Source organism: Geoalkalibacter sp. (assembly GCF_030604225.1).
Classification (GTDB): Bacteria; Desulfobacterota; Desulfuromonadia; order Desulfuromonadales; family Geoalkalibacteraceae; genus Geoalkalibacter.
The window spans coordinates 1-4,338 of sequence record NZ_JAUVWH010000185.1; the positions used below are offsets into that span (position 1 = coordinate 1).

General features: G+C 65.0%; 4 protein-coding genes. All 4 read right to left on the minus strand.

All coding sequences use genetic code 11. The annotated features are described in order from the left end of the window. On the minus strand, positions 1 to 527 hold a 527-nt coding region (locus QAT43_RS14400), incomplete at its 3' end, for a polysaccharide deacetylase family protein (RefSeq protein ID WP_305043783.1). Continuing rightward, complete coding sequence (locus tag QAT43_RS14405) at positions 524 to 1,960, minus strand: HD domain-containing protein (RefSeq protein WP_305043784.1); 1,437 nt, start codon at positions 1,958 to 1,960, stop codon at positions 524 to 526. The genes QAT43_RS14405 and QAT43_RS14400, both read right to left, overlap by 4 nt. 32 nt (positions 1,961 to 1,992) lie before the next feature. Then, positions 1,993 to 2,340: a histidine triad nucleotide-binding protein gene (locus tag QAT43_RS14410; RefSeq protein ID WP_305043785.1), complete on the minus strand. Its 348-nt coding sequence runs from the start codon at positions 2,338 to 2,340 to the stop codon at positions 1,993 to 1,995. Beyond that, on the minus strand, positions 2,315 to 4,338 hold a 2,024-nt coding region (locus tag QAT43_RS14415; protein ID WP_305043786.1), incomplete at its 5' end, for an ATP-binding protein. The genes QAT43_RS14410 and QAT43_RS14415, both read right to left, overlap by 26 nt.

The window sequence follows — 4,338 nt, forward strand, 5'->3', positions numbered from 1 at the left end:
AGGTCGTTCCGCATGCGCTCGCGCCAGGCCGCCGCATCTTCCCCGGCGCGCGGCGCCGCCATGTGCTCATGGGCCGCGGAGTGGTTGCCGATTTCGATGCCCGCCTCGGCGATCCGCCGCAACGCCTCCCAGCCAAGGTAGCCGGGGCGCCCGACGCTGTCGGTGCTCACGAAGAGGGTCGCAGGATAGCCGAATTCCTTGAGCAAGGGAAGCCCGCCCGAGGCAAAGCTTTCATAGCCGTCATCGATGGTCAGCACGGCGCAGCGTTCCGGCAGCGCTTGCCCCTTTTCGAGACGCTCCACCACCTGCCCCAGGGCCAGCACCTGATAATCGTTTTGCCGCAGCAACTCCAGCTGCCGGCGGAATACCGCGACGGAGACATTGGTGGAGGGATAGCGATCATCACCGAAGCGATGGTAGACAAATGCGTTGGCCTGCGCCGCCAGGGCCTCGCCCGCCGGCAGCAACAGCACGCAGGTCAAGACCAAGGCGACCGCGAAGGGCCCCAAGAACCCCCATGGTTTCATTCAGCCTCTCCCTTGACGCGGCTGCGCAGATAGCGACGGATGGCGTTGCGCGCCCGCGGCGTGACCGCCCATTCCAGCCACTTGGGCAGGGCCTGGGGGGTGGAATCCTGCTCGATGGCCACCTGATCGCCGTCCATCAGCCGGTAGCGCAGCAGCCGCGTCTGGCCGTTGACCCGCGCACGGCGGGCATGCAGACCCAGTTCCTGGTGGATATCGAAGGCGAAATCCAGGGCGCTGCTGCCCTCGGGCAGGGTGCGCGTATCGCCCGCCGGCGTGTAGACCTGAATCGAGGCCGAGGCAAGCCGCAGGCTCTCCGTGTCGAACAGCGATTCGCCCTCCGTCAGCGACTGCATGAGATCCTTGAAATTGCTCACGCTGAATTCAAACCCCGGCGCCAGCACGCCGGCCTCGTTGAAGCGCGCCAGCTTGCGCGTGGTGATCTCGACGCGCAGACGATACTCGCCGGCCTGCACCGTGGTTTTAATGGCCTGATAACCGAACTGGGAGATGATGTGAAGATGATCGCGCAGCTTGCCGGGAATGGGATGAAATAGGCTGTGCAGCTGCCCCAGGGCCAGGTAGGCATCCATGGTGCGATCCACCTGGATTTCCAGGGTGTAGAGGGTCGAGAGCCCCCGATGCATGCCCTTGGCGGCGGCGATGGAAAATGGCCGCCAGCGGTCGCGCAGCAGCACCTGCAGCTTCTGGTGCTCACAGGCATTGTTGAACTGGGATTTCAACTGTCGCAGAACGGGCTCCATCTGCGTGCGCAGGCTCTCCAGAGCCGCCTGGTAGCTGCGGTAACGACGCGGGTAGAGGATGCGCAAAGCCATGGCTTCGAGCTCCGACGACACCCGCCCCATGCCCAGATGCTGAGCGAGGGGTACATAGATGGAGCGGGTCTCCTCGGCGATGAGGCTCTGCTTGTCGGGATGCAAGGCGCCGATGGTCTGCAGGTTGTCGAGGCGGTCCCAGAATTTGAGGCACAGCACCCGCACGTCCTCGATGGCCAGCAGCACCGTCTTGCGGTAGGTGGTGGCCTTGAGGGCCTCGCGGCTCAGGCTCTCGTCGGAGGCCTTGGTCAGGCCGTTGACCAGCAGCGCCACCTCGGCGCCAAAGGCCTCCTCCACCTCGGCGAGGGTGACGGGCGTGTCCTCCACCACGTCGTGCATGAGCGAGGCGATGATCGAGCTGAAATCCATCCAATGGCGCGCCGCCAGATGCGCCACGCGCAGGGGATGAAAGAAATAGGGCTCGCCCGACTTGCGAAACTGCCCCTCGTGGGAGGCCCGCGCCATCTCGAAGGCGCGCTGCAGCAACTCGATGGCCTGATCCAGGCCCTCTTCGCTCATGCCGCCGCCGTGATGGGTCACCAGCAGCTCCATGATCTCGGAAATCAGCCGTTTCTGCGTGCGCTCATCGGCTTCGCTCATGACGGTTCGCGCAGGTGCGGTCGAGGTATTCATCAGCCCGGCGGCCAGGTCAGGTCGCGGCCGCCCAGCAGGTGAAAGTGCAGATGCCACACCGACTGACCGGCCCCTTCGTTGCAGTTGTTGACGAGGCGAAAACCATCCTCGGCGAATTCCAGGTCATGGGCCAGCTTGCCGGCCACCTGATGGATATGCCCGATCATCTCGTTGTCAGCGGTGGTCAGGTCGAGGGTGGTGCGGATATGCTTGCGCGGCACCAGCAGCAGATGATGGGGCGCCTGGGGATTGAGATCCTCGAAGGCCACCACCAAATCATCCTGATAGACCATGCGCGCGGGAATCTCACCGGCGGCGATCCTACAGAAGATACAGTTGTCGGACATCTTCATTCCTTTCTTGAATTTCGGGGGTCGAAGGCGTCTTGATCTGCTCCAAGGGTATCACATTCCAGCGTTCGCGAGCGGCCTGGCGCAGCAGGCGCTCGTTGTGGGCAAGCAGGATGACCTGATGCTCGGCGCTAATCTTGTCGAGGATGCGCAGGGTCTCGGCGAGACGCGCGCCATCGAGGTTGACCAGGGGATCGTCGAGGAGCAGCGGCAGGCGACGGTCGCGAGCCAGATGCCGGGTCAGGGCGAGCCGCACGGCGAAATGCACCATGTCGACGGTGCCCCGGCTGAAGTGCTCCACGGGCTGCCATTGACCGCCGCGCGTACCGAGCATCAGGCGGAAATCATCTTCCAGCCGCACTTCGCTGTAACGACCGCTGGAAATGCCGGCCAGGGCCTGGCCGATGTCGGCGGCGAAGCGATCCAGGTAGGTCTGGCGAAACTCCTCGACGGCTTCGGTCAGCAGGTCAAAGCCGCTGCGCAGGGCCTGTGCCCGCCGGGCGAGAAACGCCTCGCGCTCGCGCAGCCGCGCCCCTTCTTCCTCGATGCGTTCCAAATCGGCCAGCTGCCCCTGCAGGGTTGCCTCGCGGCGCGTGAGCTCCAGCAGGCGGGCCTCCTTGGCGCGCAGATCCTCGCCGAGCTGCCGCAGTTTTTCCTCGGCCTCGGGCAGATCTTCGCGAGCCAGCAGGGCTTGGCGCTGCTTGGGCCGCTCCTTTTCGAGCCGCTCCTCGATAGCCGCAAGCTCGCGGATCATTTCCTCCTTGCCCGCGTCGAGCTCCGCCGCGCCTTCCAGCACCCCCAAGGCGCTTTCCACCTCGCGCAGCTGATGGATGAGCTCGCGGTGACGCTCCAGATTGCGCAGCATCTTGACCCGCTCGACGGAGGACGGGCGCATGCCCAGGCTCTCGAACTGCGCGTCGAGCTCGGCCATGCGCGCCTGTACCTCGGCGCGGCTCTCATCCAGAGCCCGCGCCTGTTCATCGAGATCGGCCTTTTCCTTGCGGAATTGGACATACTGCCACAGACACGGGCCCCAGAGCCCGGCAAGCAGCGCCACCGCGCCGCCGACGCCCCAGGTCAGGCTCCGCGGCTGCCAATACACCAGCCCGCCGGCCGCGGCAAGCCCGGCGACACTCGCGCCCAGCCGCCATTTCCAGGCGGGCACGGGCAAGTCCAATTCCTGCTCGCGCAAGGCCACGGCCTGGGCCTGGATGGCCACCAGATCCTGGCGCACCTCCTCGCTTTCGTTCAACAGCCGCGGCAGCTTCTCCGGCAGTTGGTGCGGCAGACCGGCCGCCTGCAACTCCTTTTCGATGCCCAGGCGCCGGTCTTGCAAATCCGAGACCTTGTCGCCCTGCTGTTCGAGGCGCTGCAACTCACGCCGCAGCAGGGCAGCCTTGTCCTCCTGCTCCCAGTACTTGCGCACCCAGGTCAGGTAACGCTCGCCCTTATCGTAGTCGCCGCGCCCGCTTTCAATGGCGCGGTTGAGCTCGGAGAGCTCCAGGCGCAAATTCTCCAGATCCTTGAGGCTGCCCTGTTCGGCGAACCAGCGGGCCTGCAACTGTTCCAGGCGCTTGCGCACCTCGTCGAGTTCGCGCTCGCGGGTCTTGTCCTTGCCCCAGGGATTTTGCCGGGTGATGGCGAAATAATCCTCGCGCAGGGAGTGCAGCACGCGATCGTAATCGACTTCGACAAAGCCCGACAGCAGGGTTTTGATTTTCGCCGCCATGCCGCCCTGCCCCGACACTTCCAGGCTGCCCTGGCCGAAAAACAGCGAGGCGCGAAAGATTTCCTCGTCGGCCACGCCCAGCAGGCGACTCAATTGCTCCAGATATTCGCCGCGTTCCGAGGAACGCCCCTGGGGCGAAACCTTGCCCTCGAACTGATAGAGCCTGTGGTAGTGCTCATCGCGTTCGGTCAATACCACCTGATCGCTGAGCATGTCACGCTCGATGCGCAGGCTGCGCCCCTTGCCCTCCAGCACCAGGGCGGCAT

What these genes read in the sequence shown, in the direction of transcription:
- QAT43_RS14405 (WP_305043784.1), bottom strand. Translation starts at nt 1,960, where the DNA reads ATGAGCGAAGCCGATGAGCGCACGCAGAAACGGCTGATTTCCGAGATC.
- QAT43_RS14410 (WP_305043785.1), bottom strand. Translation starts at nt 2,340, where the DNA reads ATGTCCGACAACTGTATCTTCTGTAGGATCGCCGCCGGTGAGATTCCC.